The sequence below is a fragment of the Sphingomonas kaistensis genome, assembly GCF_011927725.1.
Taxonomy (GTDB): Bacteria; Pseudomonadota; Alphaproteobacteria; order Sphingomonadales; family Sphingomonadaceae; genus Sphingomicrobium; species Sphingomicrobium kaistense.
In genome coordinates this window covers 781,738-802,212 of record NZ_JAATJC010000001.1, presented here as the reverse complement: position 1 = coordinate 802,212, position 20,475 = coordinate 781,738, and the positions used below count along the sequence as shown (strand labels likewise).

The following is a 20,475-nucleotide window of genomic DNA, read 5'->3' as shown; positions in this document are numbered from 1 at the left end:
CGGGCCCTAAAGCATGACTCTGCCGCCAAGCCAAGTTAGGGAACGGGGCGTGAACGCGTCGACGCCCGGGAAGATCATTGGTCCGGACGCACCAGCCCCGGTGCGAAAGATCATCCATGTCGACATGGATGCCTTCTTCGCCAGCGTCGAACAGCGCGACGACCCCGCCCTCAGGGGCAAGCCAGTGGCGGTCGGCGGCGGGCATCGCGGGGTGGTGGCGGCGGCAAGCTACGAAGCGCGCGTGTTTGGCGTGCGCTCGGCGATGCCCAGCGTCACCGCCCGGCGACGCTGCCCCGACCTGTTGTTCGTGAAGCCCCGGTTCGACGCCTATCGCGAGGTCAGCCAGCAGATCCGCGCCATCTTCGCCGACTACACCGACCATATCGAACCGCTCAGCCTCGACGAGGCCTATCTCGACGTCAGCGAGGATCGCCACGGACTCGGCTCGGCCCGGGCCATCGCCGAGGCGATTCGCCAGCGGATCCGGGCGGAAACCCAGCTCACCGCCTCGGCCGGCGTGTCCTATTGCAAGTTCGTCGCCAAGCTCGCCAGCGACCAGAACAAGCCCGACGGCCTGTGCGTCATCCGTCCCGAACAGGCGCAGCGCTACATCGCCTCGCTCCCCGTCGGCCGCTTCCACGGCATCGGGCCAAAGACCGCCGCCCGGCTGGAGACGCTGGGCATCCTGACCGGCGCCGACCTCCAATCGCTGAGCCTCGAGGAACTGACCGGCCGCTTCGGCAGCTCGGGCGAGTGGTACTGGCGGATCTGCCGCGGGATCGACGAGCGGCCGGTGCGCAGCAGCCGGGTCGCCAAGTCGGTCAGCGCCGAGCGGACCTTCAACGAGGATTACCGCTCGGCCGAAGACCTCCACCGCGAGCTGGACCGCGTCGCCGGCCTCGCGTGGGAGCGGATCGCGCGGGGCCAGGCGGCGGGCCGGACGGTAACGCTCAAGGTCAAATATTCCGACTTTCGCCTGATCAGCCGCTCGCACAGCTTCGTCGATCCGGTCGCCGACCCGGCCACCTTCACTGCTGCCGGACACCACCTGCTCGACGCGCTTCTGCCGGTGCCGCTGGGGGTCAGGCTGCTTGGTCTCGGCCTGTCGAACCTCGTCGAGCGCGGCGGCGGCGGGCCGCTCCAACTGGGGCTGGCGATCTGAGCGATCTTGTGTTATATACTGATGACATCAGGGGCCGTACCGCATGATCAATGCGCTGCGGCCTTTTCGCAACCACCCTCTCGGCGGTGTTCGGGCATTCAGCTCAACCGTCACTAGAGATGCCAAAGACCACGGGGCGACTTGGGGACGCCGCATCAACCGTTGAGTTCACGCATCTCGCATCTGGAAAGGTGAAGAATGGCAGCGAAGGCCCTTAGCTTCGACGTTGGCGATTATGTGGTCTACCCCAAGCACGGCGTTGGACGCGTCGTTGAACTGCAGAGCACCGAGATCGCCGGTACCAGTCTCCAGCTCTATGTTCTGCGCTTCGAAAAAGAGAAGATGACGCTGCGGGTCCCCGTCAACAAGGCGGACTCGGTCGGCATGCGCAAGCTGTCGAGCGACAAGACCATGGTCGCGGCGCTCGAGATCCTGAAGGGCAAGCCCAAGGTCAAGCGCACCATGTGGTCGCGCCGTGCCCAGGAATATGAAGCCAAGATCAACTCGGGCGACCTGTCGTCGATCGCCGAGGTGACCCGCGACCTGTTCCGCCCGGACGATGCGCCTGAGCAGAGCTATTCGGAACGGCAGATCTTCGAAGCCGCCGCCTCGCGCCTGGCGCGCGAACTCGGCGCGATGGAACAGACCGACGAAAAGGCGGCGCTGGCCAAGATCCACCAGATTCTGAACGAAGCCGCGCAGATCCATCACAAGAACAAGGAAGATACCAAGGAAGAGGCCGAATAATCGGTCGCTTCCAAGGTTGAACGAAACAGGCGCTGCCCCACCGGGCGGCGCCTTTTTTGTGGCCCTTGCACCGTCCCTGTCCGTGGTGTATTGCTAATGCAACACAGCAGGGGAAGTCACATGCGCCAGTTTCTCGCCGCCGCCGCTACCGCCGCCTCGCTCCTCGGCTTGTCGGCCTGCTCGGAAGGGCGCGCCGAATCGGCCGGACCGGACGTAAGCCGCAGCTGGCAGGTCGGCAGCTTCACTGGGCTGGAAGTCAGCGGGCCGTATGACGTCAAGGTCGTGACCGGCAAGGCCGTGTCGGTCGCCGCCAACGGGCCGCAGCGACTGCTCGACGAAACCGACGTCGTGGTCGAGGACGGCAAGTTGCATATCCGGCCGAAGAAGAAGAACTGGCTTGGCGCGATGAGCCGCTGGAGCTCGAACGGGCCGTCCACCTTCACGGTGACCGTGCCGTCGCTCACCGAGGCCGGGATTGCCGGATCGGGCAACATGCAGATCGACCAGATAACGGGCGACAGCTTCAAGGGCGGCGTGGCCGGGTCGGGCGACCTGCGGGTCGGGCGCATGGCCGTCCAGCAGTTGGACCTGGACATCGCCGGTTCGGGCAGGATCGTCGCGGCCGGCGAGGCCCGACGCGCCAAATACGGCATTGCGGGATCGGGCGATCTCGACGCCTCCGGCCTGAGGACCGTCGATGCCGAGGCCGAAATCGCCGGCAGCGGCGACATCAAGGCATTCGCCACCGGCACCGCCAAGGCCAGCATCGCCGGATCGGGCGACATCGCCATCACCGGCGGCGCGCGCTGCACCTCCAGCAAGAACGGCAGCGGCGATATCCGCTGCTCGTGACCCTCGGCTTGAAGGTCCGTTAACCAAAAGGGGCGAGGATCGCGACCATGACCCGTATCCTCGCCTTCCTGCTGCTTGCCGCCGCCGCCGTTCCGGCCGCTGCTGCCGAGCGCCGCTTCACCATCATCAGCTTCGACCGGATCCGGATGGAAGCCCCGTTCGACGTCGTTCTGACGACCGGCAAGCCGCCTTCCGCCGTGGCCGAGGGCCCGGTCGCCGCGCTCGACAGCGTCGACCTGCGGGTCGAAGGCCGTACTCTGATCGTCCGCCAGCGCAGCGGCTGGAACGGTGAGGGCAAGGGGGTGCCGGTGCGGATACGCCTCGGCACGCCGGACCTGCGCGCGGCAACCCTGATGGGCAGTGGCAGGCTCCAGATCGACCGCATGACCGGACTTGCGGCGACCCTCGGGCTGGCGGGACCGGGCCAGCTCATGGTCGCCGACCTCCGCGCCGACCGCCTCGACCTCCTTGCCGGCGGCAGCGGGACGGTGGCGCTTGCCGGCGCGGTCAAGAACGGGCGGATCGGCACCGAGGGCACCGTTGTCCTCGACGCCTCTGCGCTGCAGTCGGAAGAACTGACTTTGGTCGCGACCGGCAGCTCTGAACTGCGCGCCGCCGCCCGCCGCACCGTCAACCTCACCGCCAGCGGGGCCGCCACCGTCACCCTGCAAAGCCCGGTCGCCTGCATCCAGAAGGTCACCGGCGCCGCCACCGTCAGCGGTTGCCGATGATATTCTCAAACAATCTAATCTCGGTTATTGTAGCATCGGTAATCACTGGAGGCCCGTGATGAGTCGAACCCTTCTTCTTGGACTTGCGCTGACCATCGCGGTCCCCTTCGCCGCCCAGGCGCAGCGCGCCGACCTCGAGAACGCGGCGGTGATCCAGAAGCTCTACCCGGCACGCGCACTTGCCGCCGGCGAGCAAGGCGTGGTGGGTTTCGAAGTCGCGCTCGATAAGGCGGGCCATCCAACCTCCTGCCAGGTGACCCAGTCCAGCGGCTTCCCGCGGCTCGACGAGGAAACCTGCACCGTCATCACGCAGCATGCGGTGTTCGGCACCAACGAGGGCGTCGGATCGCGCTCCAGCACGCACAAGGGCACGATCGCCTGGACCCTGCCGTCCGGCGCCGTCGCCTCCAAGCTCGCTGCGGCCGTCGTCCAGGCGCCCGCCAAGGTCACCTGCCGGCGCTTCGTCAAGTCCGGCACCATCGCCGGGTACGAACGTGTCTGCATGACCCCCGCGCAGTGGGATGAAGCGCGGCTGGACAGCAAGGCCAATTTCGAGGAACTTCAGGGCAAGGGGTGGAAGCAGGGCATGTAAGCCCGGGCGGGCTCGTCCCGCTTCACCAGCTCTTCGACACACTTCCCAAGATCGAACCCATTACTCCGGAGACTGTCATGCGTGTTGTTGCCGTACTCGCCCTCACCCTCGCCACCACCATGCCCGCGATGGCTGAGACGGCGCGCACGGATATCGGCAATGCCGCGGTCCTCCAGAAGCTCTACCCGCCGCGCGCCCTTGCCGCTGGCGAGCAGGGCGTGGTCGGGTTCGAGGTAGCGCTCGACAAGGCCGGCCATCCGACGTCCTGCCAGGTCGTGAAGAGCAGCGGCTTTCCGCGCCTCGATGCGGAAACCTGCACCGTGATCACCCAGCATGCGGCGTTCGGCACCAACGCGGGCGTCGGATCGGGCAGCAGCACCCACCGGGGTGAGATCGCCTGGACGCTTCCGGCCGGGGTCGCCGCCTCGACCAAGACCGTCGCCATGAACGCCGTCACCGACAAGATCGTCTGCCGCCGCGTGCCGGTGACCGGCTCCAACGCCCGGTACGAGCGGGTCTGCATGTCGCGCGCTCAGTGGCAGGAGAGCCGCGAGGACAACAAGGCCAATTACGAAGAGCTGCAGGGCAAGGGCTTCAAGCAGGGCATGTAAGCCGCCCGTCCGCCGCCTGCCCCTGCCGCGCTAGAGCAGGGCCAGGGCGGACAATCGTCCATAGAGCGAGGGCGGCAGCAGGCTGAGCCCGCTGTCGTCATTGTCGCCCGGTCGCGGTGCGTCCTCATGCGCCAGGTAGCGCCAGCCCTGGTGCCCGCGCTTGGGGGTTTGCGGGATCGCCAGCAGGTGGTCGGCGCAGACGATGTCGAGCCGCCCGTCGGTGCGATCCTCAAAGCGAAGGATGGTCTGGCAGCCGACCAGCCGGTGCTTGACGATCCAGTAGAGCGCGCCGCCCTCGACGATCTCGGCCATTCGCTTGGGCCGCATCCGGGTCACCACCCGCATCTCGCCGCCCGACGCCCGCGTGGCGATCCTCTTCTCGAGCGATTCGATGGTGCGGCAGCCAACGGCGACCTTGGTCAAATGTAACGGCACGCTGGAATAAGTAGTTGGTGGAAGGGCTTGCGCCAAGGTCACCCGGTCAGGCCAACCGCGGTCGCAAGGCCGAGGAACAGCAGGAAGCCCATCGAATCGGTCACCATGGTGACGAAGATCGAGCTCGCCACCGCCGGGTCTGCGCCCCACCGCTCCATGGTCAGCGGCACCAGCACGCCCGCGAAGCCCGCGATCAGAACGTTGAACAGCATCGCCGCGGCGATCACCCCGCCGAGCTGCCCTGAGCCGAGGATCAGCGTCACCGCAATCCCGACCAGGGTCGCGACGGTCAGCCCGTTCATCAGTGCCACCCGCATCTCGCGCCCGACCGCGCGCCAGCGGTTGGAGCCGGTCAGCTGGTTGGTGGCGAGTGCGCGCACGGTCACCGCCAGCGTCTGGGTCCCGGCATTGCCGCCGACGCCCGCGACGATCGGCATCAGCGCGGCAAGGATCGCCAGCCGCTCGATCGAGCCTTCGAACAGGCGGATGATTGTGGAGGCGAGCAACGCCGTCAGCAGATTGGCGATCAACCACCGGACGCGCGCCTTGTAGCTGTCGAGCACCGGCTCGTTGATGTCGCCCTCGCCTGCGCCGGACAGCAACAGCACGTCTTCGCTCGCCTCGGCCTGGATGATGTGGACGATGTCGTCGACAGTAATCATGCCGACCAGCCGCCCGCTCGCGTCGATCACCGCGGCTGAAACCAGCGCATATTTCTGGAACCGCAGCGCGACGTCTTCCTGGTCCATGTCGACCGGGATCAGGGTCTGCTCCAGCGCCATGATGTCGGCGACGCTGGTGGCCCGGGGCGAGCGGAGGATAACCGACAGCTTGCAGGTGCCGACCGGATGGTGGCTGGGCGACACCACGAACACTTCCCAGAAATCGTTGGCCAGCTCCGCGTCCGAGCGGAGATAATCGATCACCTGACCGACGTTCCAATGTTCCGGCACCGCGATCAGGTCGCGCTGCATCAGACGGCCGGCGGTCTCCTCGCCGTAGGTGAGCGCTTCCTCGATCGCCGCGCGGTCGTCGGGCTCCATCGCCCGAAGCACCGCACGCTGGTCGTCCTCCTCGAGATCCTCGATGATCGCGACGGCGTCGTCGGTGTCGAGCTCGCCAGCAAGCTCGGCCACCCGCTCCGGCGACATTTCGGAGACGAGGATCTCGCGCACGTGCTCATTGAGCTCGGCCAGCACCTCGGCATCGACCAGCCCGGCCAGCGCCGCCACCAGCCCTTCGCGCTCGTCGGCGCGGGCAAGCTCGATGAGGTCGGCGACGTCTGCGGGGTGGAGCGGCTCGACCAGCGTCCGGGCGGTTTCGGCATCGCCGGCATCGACCGCGTCGAGCACCCGCTCGACGAAGTCGGGGCGGAGCCGGTCCTCGGCATCCAGCACCTCGGCATCCACAGCCTGATCGGGCGCAAGGTCCGCGGTCAGCACGGCATCAAGCGGATCGCGCTCGCTCATGCTCTTGCCTCCCGCTTGTTACCCTAGGTGATGCCCGCGCCGCTCCTGTCACGGACCGCTGCGCTTGTCACCCCTCGGGGTAGCGCTGCACCGTCTCAACCCCTAAGTGCCCGGCAACCCTTCCCAACAGGAGCATTGAGTATGGCCGACGCGCCCCAGACCCTCACCCTCACCCTGTCCAGCGGCGGCGACGTCGTGATTAAGCTGCGCCCCGACCTCGCGCCCGGCCATGTCGAGCGCATCGCGCAGCTTGCCGGGCAGGGCTTCTACGACGGGGTCGAGTTCCACCGCGTCATCCCCGGCTTCATGGCGCAGGGCGGTGACCCGACCGGCACCGGCATGGGCGGCAGCGACCTCCCCGACCTCAAGGCTGAGTTCAACGCCGAGCCGCACGTGCGCGGCACCTGCTCGATGGCGCGCACCAACCAGCCCAACACCGCCAACAGCCAGTTCTTCATCTGCTTTGACGATGCCCGCTTCCTCGACAAGCAGTACACCGTCTGGGGCCAGGTCGAGAGCGGCATGGAGCATGTCGACGCGCTTCCGGTCGGCGAGCCGCCGCGCGCGCCCGGCACCATCGTCAAGGCGACCGTCGCCTAAGCGGCCGCAATTCCTCCGGGCCGGGCCAGCCGCATCGGCTGCGCCCGGCCGTAGGTCGCGCTGCGCCACAGCCATTCCCCCGGTCCGAAGCGGAACCGCGCCAGCCACCAGCGGCTGAAGGCAACCTGGCACCCGAAGATCGCCGCCGTGATCGGCAGCACGAACGCCAGCCCGAACACATTGCCCAGCGCCAGGCCGGCGCCGGTGAACAGCAGGGTCTGGATCAACGACTGCGACAGGTAGTTGGTAAGCGCCATCCGCCCCGCCGCCGCCGGCCATCCCAGCACCTTTGGCGCGCCGCCGTTCCACAGCAAGGTGAAGGCGGCGGCATAACCCAGCGCGAGCAGCGGCGTCGACACGCAATAGAGCGCTTCCTCGGCGAACCGCAGCGCTCCGTTCTCGCCCGCCGTCATGTGCAGAACCGCCCGCACGAAGGCCAGCGGCAGCCCGATCCCGATCCCGATCCGCGCGCTCCGCACCAGCAGCGGCCGCATCGCCGGGCTCGCCGCGAAGAGGCCGCGCCGGCCGATCCACAATCCGATCAGGAACATGCCGAGCACCTTGGCGGGCCGCATCTGGTAGGTGAGGTCGGCGATCCGCAGCAGCATTTCGGTCGGATGCAGCGCCAGCTGGTCGAGATAATCCGCGCCGTTGAACCAAGTCGCCGGGCTCATCTTGAGGTCGACCCCGCCGGCCGCGAAGCCCTGCATCGCCGCGCCGTAGATCGGACCGGCCAGGTTAATCCCGGCGAAGTGGATCAGCGCCGACCAGCCGACCGGAACCAGCCACAGCGCCACCGCCCAGCGGATCAGCGCACGGTCGCTCGCGCGGCGGAACAGCAGCAATACTCCGCCCATCAGTGCGTACAGCGCAAGGATGTCGCCCATCCACAGCAGCAACAGGTGGGCCAGCCCGATCAGGAACAGCATCGCCAGCCGCCTGATATAGCGCGCCGCCCCTTCGCCCCTTTCCTCCAGCCGGGCCAGCTGCACCGCGAAGCCGATCCCGAACAGAAGCGAGAAGAGCGAGTAGAACTTGCCCACCACCAGCCATTCGATCAGCAGCTCTGCGAGGTCGTTGAGCCCGCTGCCAAGCCCCGCGGCACGCTCCGGCTCGGAGGCGTAACCGAAGCCGATGAACACGACCATGTTGGCCAGCAGCACGCCGGCCAGCGCCCAGCCGCGCAACGCATCGAGGATGTGGTGACGCTCGGACGCCTGTATCGGCGCGGTCGGAGTCGCTTGCATCGACTTGGGCCCCCCTTGTCGTCTAGCGGGCGCCAGTGTCTCACAGCCGACGGTCCGGCGCCAGAGGAGCCTGCCCCATGAGCTCACCCATCGTTCTCATCACCGGCGCATCGGCCGGCCTCGGTGTCCATTTCGCCCGCCAGCTTTCCGCCACCGGTGCCCGGCTGGTGCTGGTCGCCCGCCGCAGGGACCGGATCGAGGCGCTTGCCGCCGAACTCGGCAACGCCCGGGCCGTCGCCCTCGACCTGTCGCAAGCCGATGCCGCCGACCGGCTGCTGGCCGACGTCGCCGCGCATGGCGAGCATGTCGACTGCCTGGTCAACAATGCCGGTTTCGGGCTGCATGGACGGATCGCGCAGCAAGACGGGCGGCGGCTGCGGGAGATGATCGACCTCAATTGCGGCGTGCTGACCGAACTGACCCGCGGCGTCCTTCCCGCGATGATCGAACGCGGCCGCGGGGGGATCCTCAACGTCGCCTCCACCGCCGCCTTCCAGCCCGGTCCCGGGATGGGCGTCTATTTCGCGACCAAGGCCTTTGTGCTGAGCTTCACCGAAGCGCTGCACGAGGAAGTGCGCGGCACCGGCGTACACGTCACCGCGCTTTGCCCGGGACCGACCAGCACCGAATTCGGTGAGCTGGCGGGGTTCGAACCGAAGCTCGGCGACGCGTTCGAGAAATTGTCCGAACGGCCCGGCCCGGTCGTCGCCGCCGGGCTCGCCGCACTGTCGGCGAACAGGGCGATCGTCATTCCCGGCGCGATGAACAAGGTCGGCGCGCAGGGCGCCCGGTTCCTGCCGCGCGCCCTCATCCGCCGCATCGCCGGAGCGCTAAAGTAGGCGGCTACCCTTTTTTCTGGACGGGCCTCCACCCACGTTGAACCGCGATGGACCTTCGCCGTTGGCGGAGCTGAGGAGCAATGAATGGCTGACGTGGACACCGAAATTCGCCGCCTGCAGGTGGCCAACCTGCCCCCCGCCGACAGCGGCCGCGGGATCGCGCGGGTGCCGCGCTCGATCATGGACCAGCTTGGCCTGTCGGACGGCGACGTGATCGAGATCGAGGGCAAGCGCACCACCCCCGCGCTGGCGGTGCGGCCCTATGGCGACGACGAAGGGCTCGACATCATCCGCCTCGACGGACTGCAGCGCGCCAATGCCGGGGTCGGCGCGGGCGACTATGTCGAGGTGCGCGTCGCCCAGTCCAAGCCCGCGACCCGGGTGGTGTTCGCCCCGGCCCAGAACAACATCCGCCTGCAGGGCTCGTCCGAAGCGCTGAAGCGCAGCTTCGCCGGGCGTCCGCTGACCAGCGGCGACACCATCGCCACCGCCGGGCACCAGCGGGTCAACGCCGACATGCCCGACCATGTCCGGCAATTGCTCAATGCCCCCGCCTTCGCGCTGCAGGAAATCCGCCTCAGCGTCGTCAGCACCACCCCGCGCGGGATCGTCCACATCGACGCCAGCACCGTGGTAGAGCTCCTGCCCGAATATACCGAGCAGCATGGCGAGCGCCGCGCCGACGTCACCTACGACGACCTCGGCGGCATGCGCGCCACCATCGACGCGCTGCGCGAGATGGTCGAGCTTCCGCTGCGCCATCCCGAGCTGTTCCAGCGGCTGGGCGTCGATCCGCCCAAGGGCGTGCTGCTGCACGGGCCCCCCGGCACCGGCAAGACCCGGCTGGCACGCGCGGTCGCCAACGAAAGCGACGCCCAGTTCTTCCACATCGCCGGGCCCGAGATCATGGGCTCGGCCTATGGCGAATCGGAGAAGAAGCTGCGCGAGCTGTTCGAGGAAGCCGGCCAGGCCGCGCCCTCGATCATCTTCATCGACGAGATCGATTCGATCGCGCCCAAGCGCGACAAGGTCACCGGCGAAGCGGAAAAGCGGCTGGTCGCCCAGCTGCTGACGCTGATGGACGGGCTTGAACCGCGCCAGAACCTGGTCGTGATCGCCGCCACCAACCGCCCCGACGCGATCGACGAGGCGCTTCGCCGCCCGGGCCGCTTCGACCGCGAGATCGTGGTCGGCGTTCCCGACGAAACCGGCCGCCGCGAGATCCTCGGAATCCACACCCGCGGCATGCCGCTGGACGAGGGCGTCGACCTCGATGGCTTGTCGCGGCGCACCTACGGCTTCGTTGGTGCCGACCTCGCCGCGCTGACCCGCGAGGCGGCGCTTGAAGCGGTGCGGCGGATCATGCCCGAACTGAACCTTGCCGACGGGACCATCCCGACCGAGGTGCTCGACCGGCTGAGCGTGCTCGCAAGCGATTTCGACAATGCGCTGAAGCGGGTCCAGCCCTCGGCCATGCGCGAGGTGATGGTGCAGGTCCCGACCGTTGGCTGGGACGATGTCGGCGGCCTCGATGCCGCGGCGGACAAATTGAAGGAAGGCATCGAGCTTCCGCTCAAGCATGCCGACGCCTTCAAGCGGCTCGGCATCCGTCCGGCCAAGGGCTTCCTGCTCTATGGCCCGCCCGGCACCGGCAAGACCTTGCTGGCCAAGGCCGCCGCACGCGAAAGCCAGGCCAATTTTATCGCCATCAAGTCGTCCGACCTCCTCAGCAAATGGTATGGCGAAAGCGAGCAGCAGATCAGCCGCCTGTTCGCCCGCGCCCGGCAGGTCGCGCCGACGGTGATCTTCATCGACGAACTGGACAGCCTGGTCCCCGCGCGTGGCGGCGGCATGGGCGAGCCGCAGGTGACCGAGCGGGTGGTCAACACCATCCTCGCCGAAATGGACGGGCTGGAGGAATTACAGGGCGTAGTGCTGATCGGCGCCACCAATCGCCCCAACCTCATCGACCCCGCGCTGCTTCGTCCGGGCCGCCTCGACGAACTGGTCTATGTCGGCCCGCCGGACGTCGCCGGCCGCCGCCGGATCCTGGCGATCCATGCCAAGCGGATGCCGCTCGCGGCCGATGTCGACCTCGAGGATCTCGCCCGCCGGACCGAGCGCTTCACCGGCGCCGACCTCGAGGACCTCACCCGCCGCGCCGGCCTCACCGCGCTGCGCCGCGACCTTGCCAACACCGAGGTCAGCATGGCCGATTTCGACGAGGCGCTGAAGGAAACGCGGGCTTCCGTGACGCCCGAGATGCTGACCGAATATGAGCGCATCTCGGACACGCTGAAGAGCGATGCGGTGCGCCCCGATCGCGGCGGCATCGGCTTCATCACGCCGGGCATGCTGACGCCCAAGCCGGGCGGCAAGAGCTAGCCGAGCTTGCGCCCCCACCAGGCCAGCGCCACGACCACCAGGACGGCGATGGCGAAGGGCAGGTGGGGGTCGAGCGCGTAGAGCGCCATCCCGGCCGCGGGTGCGATCACATAGGCGATACCGTTCGCGCTGGTGATCACGCCCGCCACCGCGCCCTGCTCGGCAAGCGGGACGGCGAGGCTGGCGCCGGCGGTGAAGCCGGGCCGGGTGAAGCCGAAACCGATCGAGGCCAGGCCGAACCCCAGCACCAGCCCGTAGAGGTCGCTCGCCACCGCCGTGACGCCAAGCCCCAGCGCGGCGATCAGCGATCCCCAGACGATCAGCGCGCGGGGTGCCAGGCCAAGCTTGGGGATCAACCCCCATTGCGCCGCCAGGGTGCCCCCGGCGCCGGCCATCATCACGATGGCGATGGGCTGCTCGGCGCCCAGCGGCTCGATCCGTAGCACGTCGATGATGAAGAAGCCGATGCAGGTCAGCGTCGCCGCCTGGGCGTGGCCGGCGACCACTCCCGCGACGATCCACTGGCCGATCCGTCCGTCGCGCCACGACAGCCTTTTCTGCCGCTGCGGCGCGGTCGCCGCGCGCACGCTTGCGCCGGTGATCATCGAGGCGAGGCTGGGATAGCTCATCGCCGCGCCGCGCCCGTCGCCAAGCTTGCCGCGATCATCGGGCAGCCACCACTGGATCGCTAACGCCACCCCCAGCGCGATCAGGGCGAAGGCGAACAGCGGCCCGGGCAAGCCGATGAAGGGAAGCACGAACAACGGCGCAAGCGCCGGTCCGACGATCGTTCCGAGGCCGAACGAGGAGGACAAAGCAGACAGCTGCGCGGTGCGCGCCGAACGCCGGGTCCGTGCCGCCAGGTAGGCCTGCGTCGCACTCGGCGTGGCGCAGCCGAGCGCGCCGTAGATCGCGCGGAACAGCCCGAACAGCAGGAAGGTCAGCGCCGGGCCGGTCCACCCCTTCAGGCCCGCGATCAGCACCAGCCCGCACAAGCTCATCGAGACGATGAAGCCGACCAGCCCCAATTGGGTCAGCGCCTTGCGCCCGTGGTGGTCGCTCTTCTCCGCCCAGGTCGGCGCCAGCCACACCCACAGCACCGCGCTCCAGGTATAGGCGATGGCGACCCAGAAATCGGCAATGCCGATCGCGCGGCCGATCGCGGGCATCACCGACTGCAGCGCGGTGTTGCCCGCCGCCGCCACCAGCATCGCCGCGTAGAGCAACAGGAAATGGAGATTGGTCAGCGCCGATCCGCCCACCTTCTGTCGCTTCACCGGCACATTGCTCATCATCCGGCTCCTAACGAGCCCGCGGAACTTGCCAAGTCGGCGGGCATTTGCTTGGAGCCATTGCCGGCCATCTGCCGACGCTAAAGCCGGAGCCTCCATGCAAGCCACTTCTGCCCGCGCGATCAAGGAACGGCGTCGCCATGCCCGCCGCGGTCGCGGTGGATCCGAACGGCTCGCCTTCCTGCGCGGCTTCTTCAAGAATCCGGTGATGGTCGGGTCGGTGATCCCGTCGAGCCGCCGGCTGATCGACAAGATGCTCGGACCGGTCGATTGGGCGACGACCAAGCTGTTCGTCGAATATGGCCCGGGGGTCGGCACCTTCACCCGGGTGATCCTCGAGCATCTGCCCGAGGATGCCCGGCTGGTGACCATCGACACCAACCCCGAATTCACCGCTTTCCTCAAGGAAACAATCGACGATCCGCGCCTGATCGCGGTGACCGCAAGCGCAACCGACGTCGAAAAGGTGCTGAGCGAACGCGGACTTCCGCAGGCCGACTACATCCTGTCGGGCCTGCCTTTCTCGACCCTTCCGCCCGGCATCGGCGATGCGATCGGCGCCGCCACCGCGCGCGCGATCCGGCCCGGCGGCGCGTTCCTGGTCTATCAGTTCAGCCCCAAGGTTCGCGACTTCATCGCGCCGGTGTTCGACCGCATCGACCGCGGCTTCGAATGGGTCAACGTGCCCCCCGCGACCCTGTTCTGGGCCTGGCGCGACGAAGCCTGAGCGCGCGAGCGGCCGGGCGGCCTAGCGTTCTGGCCCGAAGTTCAGGCGCCGCGTCACCGTGTAATCGACCGCGGTCACCAGGAAGTTCGACAGCGCCCACTTGAGCTTGAGCCACCAGTTCGCCCGCTGCCGGTGCAGTTCGGGCGTGATCTCCTGCGCTTCAGCAAGCTGCCGCTCGAAATAGTCGCGAAGCTGCGCGGCGAAGCCGGCATCCTCGACCCGCAGCATCATCTCGAGGTTGAGATACAGGCTGCGGAAATCGAAATTGGCCGACCCGATATGCACCACGTCGTCCATCACCAGCAGCTTGGTGTGGAGCTTCTCGGGCTGATATTCGAACATCCGGACGCCGTGGCGCAGCAGCCCGCGATAGGTGTGGCGCGCGGCCCCGATGGTGGCATTGTTGTCGGATCGCGCGGCCGTGATGATCCGCACCTGTCCGCGCCGGCCCAGCCGGCGCAACCGGCGCAGCATCGCGAAGGGGGGCGAGAAATAGGCCGCGATCATGTCGAGGCTGCTGGCCGCAGCCAGGTCGCGGGCCACTCCGAAGGTCCACGGATGGCCGCGCCGGACCGGGCCGGTATATTGCCACTGCAGCGCGCCCTTGCGCTGGCTGTGGCGGTGCAGCAGCCGGCGCAGCTCGCGCAGCTTCGGGCCCGTGCGCACGGTCCAGCCGTGGAGCGCGTCATAATAGCGCGCGGCCGCCCTTACCGCCGGTCCCTCGACATGCAGCCACAGGTCGCGCCAGCGGTCGGGTGACTGGTCGCTCATATAGTCGACCGTCAGGTTGGCGCCCCCGGTGATCGCCTCCCGGTCGTCGATCACCACCAGCTTCTGGTGGTTGCGCAGCAGGTAGCGGACCCCGATCCGCGGATTGAACAGGCAGCTCGACCCGCCCGCCTGCTTGAGCGGGTCGAAGAAGTCCGACGGGATGTCCGACCCGAATCCGTCAAGGATGACGGTGACGGCGCAGCCTCGTGTCGCGGCCCGGACCAGCGCGTCGCGCACCGCCTCGCCCACCGCGTCGGCGTCCATCATGTAGAACAGCAGCCGCACCGACCGGGTCGCCCCGTCGATCAGCCGCAGCAGCAGCTTCAGCCGCTCGGTTCCGCTTTCGACCAACGTCAGCCGATTTCCCGCCACCTCGGCCGTCACGGCAGGGGCGGTCACGACCGGATGCTCGAGGAGGTCGGACATGGCTCCTCGGTAAACCTACGGGCGGTCAGCGCAAGCATGTCGATGCCATCATGCGCCATGCGCCGGCTGGCTGCTTTCCTTGACTCGAAAGCGGTCAGCACCTAGGTGCACGACCCTCTCTTTTCAGCTTTGCTCCTAATGGAAGGCCACGCCTGATGGCACGCGTCACCGTCGAAGATTGCGTCGACAAGGTTTCGAACCGCTTTGATCTCGTCCTGCTTGCCGCCCAGCGCGCGCGGCAGATCTCGGGCGGCGCCGACCTCACCATCGACCGCGATCGCGACAAGAACCCGGTCGTCGCCCTGCGCGAGATCGCCGAGGAAACCGTTCGCCCCAAGGAGCTGAACGAGTCGCTGATCTCCAGCCTGCAGCGCGTCCAGATCGACGAGGAGGATGCCACCGACGAGCTGGCCTCGCTCAGCGAATCGGCCGAAGCGCTCCGCCTCACCGCCGCTGCGCCGCCGCGTCCGACCCCGTCGGGCGGCGATTACGAATAAGCAGGTGATCCACTCCCCGCCAGGCGTCGGGGAGTGGCCTTCCGGACTGCGCGCCTAGGCTGCGACTGCCCGGCTGTCGCGCGACGCCCCCGGCGTCACCAGCTCTTCGCCGTCCGGCCCAAGCCACATCAGATCGTCGATCGCCAGCGAGCGGCCGTCGTGCGCCACGATGGCGACGCCCTCGACCGGCTGGCGATGCCGGCGGTCGGCAAGGGTCGGCAGCCCCGGCTTGCCGAGACCCGCGTCAAGCGCCCACTGGCGCATCGCCACGAACACCGGAACCAGCGCCGCGCCGCGCTCGGTCAGCGCATAGATCACGCGTCGTCCATCGGCAGGGTCCGGCGTCCGCGCGAGGATGCCCGCGGCGACCAGCCGGCCGAGGCGGTCGGACAGGATATTGCGGGCAATGCCGAGGCAGGCCTGGAATTCCTCGAAATGACAAAGCCCCAGCAGCGACGCGCGGATGATCAGGCAGGTCCATCGCTCGCCGATGATCGCCACCGCCTCGGGGATCGGGCAGGCGTCCGAAGACGCCTGAAATGCGGCAACCAGGTCAGCATCACGCGCCGTCACTCGACTTCCCCACTGGTTGAGCCGAGGCAAGAAAAGCATAAAATCAGCGATGTAACTAGCATCGGGGAACTCTACCGCGCCCCTGTTGCACCAAAGTCGCAGCACTTCGCACTTGCAACAGGACACTCGCCCGGCCCACATAGGTCAGGTGCTGCGCCAATATGAGCTGGTCGAGCGGGTTCGCTCCTACGATCCCGATGCCGATGAGGGATTGATCAACCGCGCCTACGTGTTTTCGATGAAGGCGCATGGCTCGCAGACCCGGGCCTCGGGCGATCCTTATTTCAGCCACCCGATCGAGGTGGCCGGCATCCTGACCGATCTCAAGCTCGACGACGAGACCATCGTCACCGGAATCCTCCACGACACGATCGAGGATACCGTCGCCACCCCCGACGAGGTGGAACGATTGTTCGGGGCCAATGTCGCCCGGCTGGTCGACGGGGTGACCAAGCTCAGCAAGATCGAGGCCCAGTCCGAGAATGAGCGGGCGGCCGAGAACCTGCGCAAGTTCCTGCTCGCGCTGAGCGGCGACATCCGGGTGCTGCTGGTGAAGCTGGCCGACCGGCTGCACAACATGCGCACGCTCCACCACATCAAGAACGAGGACAAGCGCCGCCGCATCGCCCGCGAGACGATGGATATCTATGCCCCGCTGGCCGAGCGGATCGGCATGTACGAGATCATGAACGAGATGCAGACCCTGGCCTTCCGGCAGCTGGAGCCGGACGCCTATGCCTCGATCACGCGCCGCCTCGCCCAGCTTCATTCCGAAGGCGGCGACCTGGTCAGCCGGATCGGCCTCGGCCTGCAACTGCACCTCGCCGACAATGGCCTCGAGGCCGAGGTCATGGGCCGCGAGAAGCACCCCTATTCGATCTGGCGCAAGATGGCCGAGCGCCACATCAGCTTCGAGCAATTGTCCGACGTCATGGCCTTCCGGGTGATCGTCCAGGACATCGACGAATGCTATCGCGCGCTGGGCCTGATCCAGCGCCGCTGGCCGATGGTGCCGGGTCGCTTCAAGGACTTCATCTCGACCCCCAAGCGCAACGGCTACTGCAGCCTGCACACTTCGGTCATCCACGACAGCAAGATGCGGATCGAGGTCCAGATCCGCACCCGCGAGATGCACCTTCAGGCCGAAAAGGGCCTCGCCGCCCACTGGGCCTACAAGGAGGGCAAGCCGGTCGCCGACATCCACGTGCCGTGGATCGACGACCTGGTCGAAATCCTCGACCATGCCGACAGCCCCGAGGAGCTGCTCGAGCATACCCGGATGGCGATGTACCAGGACCGGATCTTCGCCTTCACACCCAAGGGCGAGCTGATCCAGCTGCCCAAGGGCGCGACGCCGGTCGACTTCGCCTATGCGGTGCACACCAGGCTTGGCGACAAGACGGTCGGGGCCAAGGTCAACGGGCGCGTGGTGCCGCTGCGCACCCTGCTCGACAATGGCGACCAGGTCGACATCCTGACCTCCGACGCGCAGACGCCGCAGCCCTCGTGGCTACGGTTCGTCGCGACCGGCAAGGCGCGTTCCGCGGTCCGCCGCTTCGTCCGCCACAAGGAGCGCGACGAGACGGTCGAGCTCGGCACCAAGATCTACGACGAGATCGTCGCCCGCCTCCCCGTGCCCCTGCCGAAGGAAGCGGTCCCCCGCGCGCTCAAGAAGCTCAAGCTCGAGGATGTCGAGGCGCTGATGATCGCCATCGCCCGCAAGCGGGTCGGCGACGAAGCGCTGATGGAAGCGCTGATGCCGGGCTCGACCGGCGGCGACGTCGCGCCGCGCCCTTCGTCCCAGCGGCGCGCCATCTCGATCCGCGGGCTGACCCCGGGGGTCGCCTTCCACCTCGCGCAATGCTGTCACCCCATCCCCGGCGACCGGATCGTCGGCCTGCGCCGCGAGGATGAGGAGATCGAGGTGCATGCGATCGGCTGCGACCTCCTCGCCACCGGGATCGACGCCGACTGGCTCGACCTCAGCTGGAGCGACGATTCGGATGGCGCCACGGCGCGGCTGTGCATCATCGTGCGCGACGTGGCCGGCGCGCTCGGCACCATGGCAACCATCCTCGGCCAGAAGGGCGCCAACATCATCAACCTGGCGCAGGTCCACCGCGACGGGTCGTTCCACACCTTCCACGTCGACGTCGAGGTGCACGACTTGGCGCACCTCCACACCATCATGGCCGCGCTTCGGGCGGCCGATCCGGTGTCGAGCGTCGAGCGGCTTTAGCCCCGGGGTCGCGAACGCTCCACCGCACCCGCCGCAAGCACCGCCAGCGTCACCAGGTCGCTCGCGCCAGCGGTCATCGGCGCGATCTGCACCGGCAGCTTCATCCCGATCAGGAACGGGCCGATCACGCTTTCCCCGCCCAGCGCGCGGAGCAGCTTGGCCGACAGGCTGGCCGACTGCAGGCCGGGCATGATCAGGATGTTGGCCGGACCGCTCAGCCGGCTGAACGGATAATAGCGCCGCTGCATCTCGTGGTTGAGCGCGACGTCGGGCGCCATCTCGCCTTCATATTCGAAATCGACCTTGCGGCCGTCGAGCAGCTTCACCGCGTCGCGCAGGTGGTCGACATAGGCGCCGGGCGGATTGCCGAAGGTGGTGTAGCTGACGAACGCCACCCGCGGCTCCTGCCCCATCCGCCGCGCGAAGGCGGCCGACCGAATGGCGATGGCGGCAAGGTCCTCGGCGCTTGGCCGCTCGCTGACCGCGGTGTCGGCGATCAGCACCGTCTGGTTCTGCCCGACGATGATGTTGATCCCGAACGGCGGCGAATCCTCCTCGTGGTCGATGACCATCTCGACCTGGCGCAGCGTCTGGCTGAACGGGCGGGTGACGCCGGTGATCATCGCGTCGGCCTCGCCCAGCGAGAGCATGGCGGCGGCGAAATAGTTGCGGTCCTGATTGACCATCCGCTCAATCTCGCGGCGGAGATAGCCCTTGCGCTGCAGCCGGCTGTAGAGGTGGTCGACCGCGCGGCCGACCAGCGGCGAATTGCGGCTGTTGAGCACCTCATAGCCCGACGGATCGTCGATCCCGATCTCGCGCAGACGGTCGTGGACGTCCTCGCGCCCGACCAGCACCGGGGTCCCGAACCCGCCCTCCTTGAAGGCGATGGCGGCGCGCAGCACGACATGCTCCTCGCCCTCGGCGAACAGCACGCGCTTGGGGTTGGAACGCGCTGCCTCGTGGGCGAGGCTGAGCACGCTGACGGTCGGGTTGAGCCGGGCCCGCAGCGTCTGGCGATAGACTGCGAAATTCTCGATCGGCCGCTGCGCGACGCCCGAGCGCATCGCCGCCTCGGCGACGGCGGCGGGCACCACTTCCATCAGCCGCGGGTCGAACGGCGCCGGGATGATGTAGTCGGCGCCGAACCGCTGGCTGACCCCGCCATAGGCGGCAGCGACTTCCTCCGGCACTGCCTCGCGCGCCAGTTCGGCAAGCGCATTGGCGGCGGCGATCTTCATCTCGTCGTTGATCGCGGTAGCGCGCACGTCGAGTGCGCCGCGGAAGATGAAGGGGAAGCCGAGCACGTTGTTGACCTGGTTGGGATAGTCCGACCGGCCGGTCGCGATGATCGCGTCGGGCCGCGCGGCCTTGGCTTCGGGCGGGGTGATCTCGGGATCGGGATTCGCCATCGCGAAGATGATCGGCCGGGGCGCCATGTCCTTGACCCACTCGGGCTTCAGCGCCTTGGCCGCCGACAGGCCAAGGAACACGTCGGCGCCGACCAGCGCATCGGCCAGCGAGCGGCGCTCGGTGACAACCGCATGCGCGCTCTTCCATTGGTCGAGATCGTCGCGGCCCTTGTGGATGACGCCGGTGCGATCGCACATGATGACGTTGTCGCCGCGCACGCCCATCGCCTTGATCAGCTCGGTGCAGGCGATCGCCGCCGCGCCGGCGCCGTTCACCACGACCTTGATGTCCTTGAGTTCGCGCCCGGTCAGCAGGCAGGCGTTGATCAGCCCGGCGGCGGTGATGATCGCGGTGCCGTGCTGGTCGTCGTGGAACACCGGGATGTTCATCCGCTCGCGCAGGGTCTGCTCGATCACGAAGCAGTCCGGCGCGGCGATGTCCTCGAGGTTGATGCCGCCGAAGCTCGGCTCCATCAGCGCGACGGCGTTGATAAAGGCATCGGGATCGCGGGTGTCGAGTTCGAGGTCGATCGAATCGACGTCGGCGAAGCGCTTGAACAGCACCGCCTTGCCTTCCATCACCGGCTTCGACGCCAGTGCACCAAGATCGCCGAGGCCCAGGATCGCGGTGCCGTTGGAGATCACCGCGACCAGGTTGCCCTTGGCGGTATAGTCATAGGCTTTGGACGGATCCTCGGCGATTGCCCGCACCGGCACCGCGACGCCGGGCGAATAAGCGAGGCTGAGATCGCGCTGCGTCGCCATCGGCTTGGAGGCGATGATTTCGATCTTTCCCGGACGGCCGCGGGCGTGGAAATGCAGGGCCTCGGCTTCGGAGAACTTTACGTTGCTTTCGGACATGGGGAGC

19 protein-coding genes are annotated in these 20,475 nt (G+C 67.8%); 12 read left to right on the top strand and 7 right to left on the bottom strand.

What is annotated here, in order from left to right; translation table 11 throughout:
* The first annotated feature begins 49 nt into the window (after window positions 1-49).
* From dinB to GGQ97_RS03865, 6 genes are all read left to right on the top strand, one after another.
* Window positions 50-1,162 carry a DNA polymerase IV gene (gene dinB / locus GGQ97_RS03890; protein WP_342448440.1) on the top strand — a complete coding sequence of 371 codons (1,113 nt, stop codon included), beginning with the start codon at window positions 50-52 and terminating at the stop codon, window positions 1,160-1,162.
* A gap of 198 nt (window positions 1,163-1,360) precedes the next feature.
* A complete protein-coding gene (locus GGQ97_RS03885; RefSeq protein ID WP_168067730.1) occupies window positions 1,361-1,909 on the top strand; it encodes a CarD family transcriptional regulator in 549 nt (182 codons plus the stop codon).
* A gap of 120 nt (window positions 1,910-2,029) precedes the next feature.
* Window positions 2,030-2,761: a head GIN domain-containing protein gene (locus GGQ97_RS03880; protein WP_168067729.1), complete on the top strand. Its 732-nt coding sequence runs from the start codon at window positions 2,030-2,032 to the stop codon at window positions 2,759-2,761.
* Window positions 2,762-2,808: 47 nt separating this feature from the next.
* Window positions 2,809-3,492 (top strand): head GIN domain-containing protein, encoded by a 684-nt coding sequence (locus GGQ97_RS03875; protein ID WP_168067728.1) that lies wholly within the window; start codon window positions 2,809-2,811, stop codon window positions 3,490-3,492.
* A 58-nt stretch (window positions 3,493-3,550) separates the two neighbouring features.
* Window positions 3,551-4,084: an energy transducer TonB gene (locus GGQ97_RS03870; protein ID WP_168067727.1), complete on the top strand. Its 534-nt coding sequence runs from the start codon at window positions 3,551-3,553 to the stop codon at window positions 4,082-4,084.
* Between the two features lie 77 nt (window positions 4,085-4,161).
* A complete protein-coding gene (locus tag GGQ97_RS03865) occupies window positions 4,162-4,695 on the top strand; it encodes an energy transducer TonB (protein WP_168067726.1) in 534 nt (177 codons plus the stop codon).
* Between the two features lie 30 nt (window positions 4,696-4,725).
* Here GGQ97_RS03865 and GGQ97_RS03860 read toward each other — a convergent pair whose 3' ends face one another.
* Together GGQ97_RS03860 and mgtE are read right to left on the bottom strand one after the other, a co-directional pair.
* Complete coding sequence (locus tag GGQ97_RS03860) at window positions 4,726-5,118, bottom strand: DUF1489 family protein (RefSeq protein WP_245197849.1); 393 nt, start codon at window positions 5,116-5,118, stop codon at window positions 4,726-4,728.
* A gap of 50 nt (window positions 5,119-5,168) precedes the next feature.
* Complete coding sequence (gene mgtE, locus GGQ97_RS03855) at window positions 5,169-6,599, bottom strand: magnesium transporter (RefSeq protein WP_168067724.1); 1,431 nt, start codon at window positions 6,597-6,599, stop codon at window positions 5,169-5,171.
* A gap of 141 nt (window positions 6,600-6,740) precedes the next feature.
* Between mgtE and GGQ97_RS03850 the strand changes: the two genes are divergently transcribed.
* A complete protein-coding gene (locus tag GGQ97_RS03850; RefSeq protein WP_168067723.1) occupies window positions 6,741-7,199 on the top strand; it encodes a peptidylprolyl isomerase in 459 nt (152 codons plus the stop codon).
* On the opposite strand, the gene GGQ97_RS03845 is transcribed toward GGQ97_RS03850, so the two are convergent.
* On the bottom strand, window positions 7,196-8,446 hold the full coding sequence (locus GGQ97_RS03845) for a DUF418 domain-containing protein (RefSeq protein WP_168067722.1): 1,251 nt from the start codon (window positions 8,444-8,446) through the stop codon (window positions 7,196-7,198). The genes GGQ97_RS03850 and GGQ97_RS03845 overlap by 4 nt on opposite strands.
* Window positions 8,447-8,523: 77 nt before the next feature.
* Between GGQ97_RS03845 and GGQ97_RS03840 the strand changes: the two genes are divergently transcribed.
* Both GGQ97_RS03840 and GGQ97_RS03835 read left to right on the top strand, forming a co-directional pair.
* Entirely contained in the window at window positions 8,524-9,285 is a 762-nt protein-coding gene (locus tag GGQ97_RS03840; RefSeq protein WP_168067721.1) for an SDR family NAD(P)-dependent oxidoreductase, read from the top strand.
* An 84-nt stretch (window positions 9,286-9,369) separates the two neighbouring features.
* Complete coding sequence (locus tag GGQ97_RS03835) at window positions 9,370-11,670, top strand: CDC48 family AAA ATPase (RefSeq protein WP_168067720.1); 2,301 nt, start codon at window positions 9,370-9,372, stop codon at window positions 11,668-11,670.
* Here the strand turns inward: GGQ97_RS03835 and GGQ97_RS03830 are convergent.
* Window positions 11,667-12,962 carry an MFS transporter gene (locus GGQ97_RS03830; protein ID WP_168067719.1) on the bottom strand — a complete coding sequence of 432 codons (1,296 nt, stop codon included), beginning with the start codon at window positions 12,960-12,962 and terminating at the stop codon, window positions 11,667-11,669. The genes GGQ97_RS03835 and GGQ97_RS03830 overlap by 4 nt on opposite strands.
* Window positions 12,963-13,059: 97 nt before the next feature.
* Between GGQ97_RS03830 and GGQ97_RS03825 the strand changes: the two genes are divergently transcribed.
* Window positions 13,060-13,689: a class I SAM-dependent methyltransferase gene (locus tag GGQ97_RS03825; RefSeq protein ID WP_168067718.1), complete on the top strand. Its 630-nt coding sequence runs from the start codon at window positions 13,060-13,062 to the stop codon at window positions 13,687-13,689.
* 21 nt (window positions 13,690-13,710) lie between these two features.
* Here the strand turns inward: GGQ97_RS03825 and GGQ97_RS03820 are convergent, their stop codons facing one another.
* Window positions 13,711-14,886 carry a phospholipase D-like domain-containing protein gene (locus GGQ97_RS03820; RefSeq protein WP_168067717.1) on the bottom strand — a complete coding sequence of 392 codons (1,176 nt, stop codon included), beginning with the start codon at window positions 14,884-14,886 and terminating at the stop codon, window positions 13,711-13,713.
* 155 nt (window positions 14,887-15,041) lie between these two features.
* Here GGQ97_RS03820 and rpoZ point away from each other — a divergent pair, with 155 nt between their 5' ends.
* The gene (gene rpoZ, locus GGQ97_RS03815; protein ID WP_168067716.1) at window positions 15,042-15,383 is read left to right on the top strand and encodes a DNA-directed RNA polymerase subunit omega; all 342 of its coding nucleotides are present in this window, start codon (window positions 15,042-15,044) and stop codon (window positions 15,381-15,383) included.
* A 54-nt stretch (window positions 15,384-15,437) separates the two neighbouring features.
* Here rpoZ and GGQ97_RS03810 read toward each other — a convergent pair whose 3' ends face one another.
* Complete coding sequence (locus GGQ97_RS03810) at window positions 15,438-15,956, bottom strand: winged helix-turn-helix transcriptional regulator (protein ID WP_342448439.1); 519 nt, start codon at window positions 15,954-15,956, stop codon at window positions 15,438-15,440.
* 148 nt (window positions 15,957-16,104) lie between these two features.
* Between GGQ97_RS03810 and GGQ97_RS03805 the strand changes: the two genes are divergently transcribed.
* Entirely contained in the window at window positions 16,105-18,195 is a 2,091-nt protein-coding gene (locus GGQ97_RS03805; protein WP_168070692.1) for a RelA/SpoT family protein, read from the top strand.
* Here GGQ97_RS03805 and GGQ97_RS03800 read toward each other — a convergent pair.
* Complete coding sequence (locus GGQ97_RS03800) at window positions 18,192-20,468, bottom strand: NADP-dependent malic enzyme (RefSeq protein WP_168067714.1); 2,277 nt, start codon at window positions 20,466-20,468, stop codon at window positions 18,192-18,194. The genes GGQ97_RS03805 and GGQ97_RS03800 overlap by 4 nt on opposite strands.
* Window positions 20,469-20,475: the final 7 nt, after the last annotated feature.

What these genes read in the sequence shown, in the direction of transcription:
- GGQ97_RS03885 (WP_168067730.1), top strand. Translation starts at nt 1,361, where the DNA reads ATGGCAGCGAAGGCCCTTAGCTTCGACGTTGGCGATTATGTGGTCTAC.
- GGQ97_RS03835 (WP_168067720.1), top strand. Translation starts at nt 9,370, where the DNA reads ATGGCTGACGTGGACACCGAAATTCGCCGCCTGCAGGTGGCCAACCTG.
- GGQ97_RS03800 (WP_168067714.1), bottom strand. Translation starts at nt 20,468, where the DNA reads ATGTCCGAAAGCAACGTAAAGTTCTCCGAAGCCGAGGCCCTGCATTTC.
- rpoZ (WP_168067716.1), top strand. Translation starts at nt 15,042, where the DNA reads ATGGCACGCGTCACCGTCGAAGATTGCGTCGACAAGGTTTCGAACCGC.
- GGQ97_RS03850 (WP_168067723.1), top strand. Translation starts at nt 6,741, where the DNA reads ATGGCCGACGCGCCCCAGACCCTCACCCTCACCCTGTCCAGCGGCGGC.
- GGQ97_RS03830 (WP_168067719.1), bottom strand. Translation starts at nt 12,962, where the DNA reads ATGAGCAATGTGCCGGTGAAGCGACAGAAGGTGGGCGGATCGGCGCTG.
- GGQ97_RS03865 (WP_168067726.1), top strand. Translation starts at nt 4,162, where the DNA reads ATGCGTGTTGTTGCCGTACTCGCCCTCACCCTCGCCACCACCATGCCC.
- GGQ97_RS03880 (WP_168067729.1), top strand. Translation starts at nt 2,030, where the DNA reads ATGCGCCAGTTTCTCGCCGCCGCCGCTACCGCCGCCTCGCTCCTCGGC.
- GGQ97_RS03840 (WP_168067721.1), top strand. Translation starts at nt 8,524, where the DNA reads ATGAGCTCACCCATCGTTCTCATCACCGGCGCATCGGCCGGCCTCGGT.
- GGQ97_RS03870 (WP_168067727.1), top strand. Translation starts at nt 3,551, where the DNA reads ATGAGTCGAACCCTTCTTCTTGGACTTGCGCTGACCATCGCGGTCCCC.
- mgtE (WP_168067724.1), bottom strand. Translation starts at nt 6,599, where the DNA reads ATGAGCGAGCGCGATCCGCTTGATGCCGTGCTGACCGCGGACCTTGCG.
- GGQ97_RS03820 (WP_168067717.1), bottom strand. Translation starts at nt 14,886, where the DNA reads ATGTCCGACCTCCTCGAGCATCCGGTCGTGACCGCCCCTGCCGTGACG.
- GGQ97_RS03825 (WP_168067718.1), top strand. Translation starts at nt 13,060, where the DNA reads ATGCAAGCCACTTCTGCCCGCGCGATCAAGGAACGGCGTCGCCATGCC.
- GGQ97_RS03845 (WP_168067722.1), bottom strand. Translation starts at nt 8,446, where the DNA reads ATGCAAGCGACTCCGACCGCGCCGATACAGGCGTCCGAGCGTCACCAC.
- GGQ97_RS03875 (WP_168067728.1), top strand. Translation starts at nt 2,809, where the DNA reads ATGACCCGTATCCTCGCCTTCCTGCTGCTTGCCGCCGCCGCCGTTCCG.